Genomic DNA, 2,761 nt, shown 5'->3' on the forward strand with positions numbered 1-2,761 from the left:
TCCGGATCGGTAATGTGCACCCATCGCTGATCGGTGCTAAACCGCGCTTTCAGCTCGCGGTTGGCGGCCCGCAACAGGCTGGGTAGCGCGCCGGGCGCGGAATCGCATCCGCCGGCATGCCGCACGTTGGCCACATACCGCTTGCCGCGCTCGAAAGTGTCTTCTTCTTTGGGAGATTGATCGGCGAGTTGAAAATTCTCGTCCTTGCTTTTCAGCGCTCTGTTAGTGGCGTAAGCCAGTACGTTGATGCCCATCGATAGCGCCGCGCCCAGTTGTTCTTGAATTGCCGCATTCAACTTGCGATCGCGCCCGGATGCAATTTCCCAATAGCACGACAGGCCATTGGGCAAATCTCCCTTGTTCGGTTCCGGCGGCGCCGCGTACACCACGCTGGTGCGGCAACCGTAATCGACGCTCCACAAGTTCGGCCGCAGCGCCGGACGCACCGGCTCTTCGGCCGTCCATAGCGGATGTTCCGGCGGCACGGGCTTCAGTCGATACTCCGGCTCTTCGAAAACTTTGTCCATCAATTCACGAAAGCCCGCGTCGAAGCCCGCGCTGTCGCTGCAGCAGGCTTCGGCAAAGATGAAACCGCCCCGATCGATGTATTCGCGCAATTTTTGGGCTTGATCGAGCAAATCTGGATTCTTGCTGCCGCTGATGTACAGCACCGGCGTTTGCAAAAGATCTTCGACCGAGGCATCCGCCAAATCGACAATTTGCCACGACAGCCCCAGCGGAAAATCGGCCTTCCATTTTGTTTCGACGTAAGCAGTCAGATTCGCCAGGTCGGCGCGGTGGCGCGCCCAATCGTCGCCGTCGCCATATCGAGCTTTGGCAATCAGCACCGGCCGCCGGCCTTTGGCCAAAAACAGCAAGGCAAAGCTGGTTGCAATGTGCGGATCGCCCTCGGCATGCCCTTCGCCTTTCCAGTAGCCTGAAAGGGCGTCTTGCTTGGCGATCAGATATTCCGCCCCCATCCGATACCAATCGTAATGCTGCCCCGTGCCCCGATTTTCAAAAAACCGGTGCGAGGTCATTCGGCCGACACGCTCCACGGCGTACAGGTAATATAAATTCCAAATGCTCAAATTTCTGGGGCCGGGATTTTGCTGTACGGAAAAATTATTGCCCAGCCATACCAGGCCGTCTTCCATAGCTTTTACGGCCGGATTGTTGAGATGCTGGCCGCAGCACTTTAAGCCGTCGGCGGTAACTTCCGCATCGCCGGCGCTCAACCGGCCTGAGGCGATGAACACGGAGCTAATGCCCGCGCACGTCATGCTCCCCCGTCCCGGCGCGCCGGGCACCGGCTCGTAGGCCCAGGAGCCGTCGGGGTTTTGTTGCCGTAACCAGTATTGCAGTGCCGAGCTCCAAGTGCGGTCGGCAACATGCACGCCGACACGTTCCGCCTCATACAGCGCCAACAAGGCAAATTGCGAATTCGACGGGTCGCCGCTCCCCAATCCCTGCATGTAGGTCCACGATCCGTTCGGATTTTGCTGTTGCTCCAACCATTGCGCATTGCGGCGAATCAGCAGCAAATCTTTCTTGGGCTCCGCCAGGCACAACACCATAGTCTGCAACGAGACCACATAAGTTTTGTCAGGCGGCAGACCGCGAATGTAGTCCAGGGCCCGGCGCATTTGCTCGTCATCAACGCTTACGCCGGCGTTGAGCAACGCCAACGTGCAAAGACAGGTGACGCCCCCGGAAAAACTCGTGTAATCTTCCCATGAGCCGTTTTGATTTTGCGTGCTTTTAAGGTACGCCACCCCTTTTTCGATGGCAGTCTGAACCTGGGCGGCCGTGATTTCGACCGGTGCATCGTCGGCCACAGCAGGCCGTACGTTCAGCAATATCGATACAGATAGAACCCACCAGCACGCCGGGCATCGCTTCATGACAAGCCGCGTCCTTTGCTAAAGCCGAAGCGTAACACAACCATTGTAGACTCTTTAACTTACGGCCGCAATAAACCGCCGGTTTGCGTTGCTTGAACACGGCCTGGGTTATACGATGGAAGAATGAGCTTGCCGCGCGCCTTTTGTCCGCGATGAAAGTCCGCCATTATGCCTCCTGAGCCAACTACCGCTTCCACCGTCGCATCGCCGCCGGCCGCCGGCGCCAAACCGCGCAGCCTGGGAGACATCTTGCAGGAATTCAGCCATCATCGCCGGCTGATGCAAGAAGAACTGCAAAAAATCATCGTCGGCCAGAACGACGTCATCGAGCAAATGTTCGCCGCCATTTTCACCCGCGGCCATTGCTTGTTGGAAGGCGTTCCCGGCCTGGCCAAAACGCTGATGGTCAGTACCGTGGCCCGCATTTTGGACGTCCAATTCAAGCGCATTCAATTCACGCCCGACCTGATGCCCAGCGACATCACCGGCACCAACGTGCTGGAAGAAGATGAAGCGGGCCGGCGCAATTTCCGCTTTGTCGAAGGTCCCATTTTCACCAACATTTTGCTGGCCGACGAAGTCAACCGCACGCCCCCCAAAACCCAGGCCGCGCTGTTGCAGGCGATGCAGGAACGCGAAGTTTCCATCGGCCAAACCACGCATCCCCTGCCCGAGCCGTTTTTTGTCATCGCCACGCAAAACCCCATCGAGCAGGAAGGCACCTATCCCCTGCCCGAAGCGCAACTCGACCGCTTCATGTTCAACATCAAGGTCGATTACCCCACGGCTGCCGAGGAAGAGCAAATCCTCAGCTTCACTACCCGCAATGAAAAGCCCGAAGTCCGCAAAGTTCTCAC

Annotated in this window: 2 protein-coding genes; one reads left to right on the plus strand and one right to left on the minus strand. The window is 57.9% G+C overall.

What is annotated here, in order from left to right; all coding sequences use genetic code 11:
* The coding region (locus VMJ32_02625) for a DUF4159 domain-containing protein (GenBank protein ID HTQ37891.1) at positions 1–1,904 on the minus strand (1,904 nt) is incomplete at its 3' end.
* A 279-nt stretch (positions 1,905–2,183) separates the two neighbouring features.
* Here VMJ32_02625 and VMJ32_02630 point away from each other — a divergent pair.
* On the plus strand, positions 2,184–2,761 hold a 578-nt coding region (locus VMJ32_02630; protein HTQ37892.1), incomplete at its 3' end, for an AAA family ATPase.

This window comes from Pirellulales bacterium (assembly GCA_035499655.1).
Lineage (GTDB): Bacteria > Planctomycetota > Planctomycetia > Pirellulales > JADZDJ01 > DATJYL01.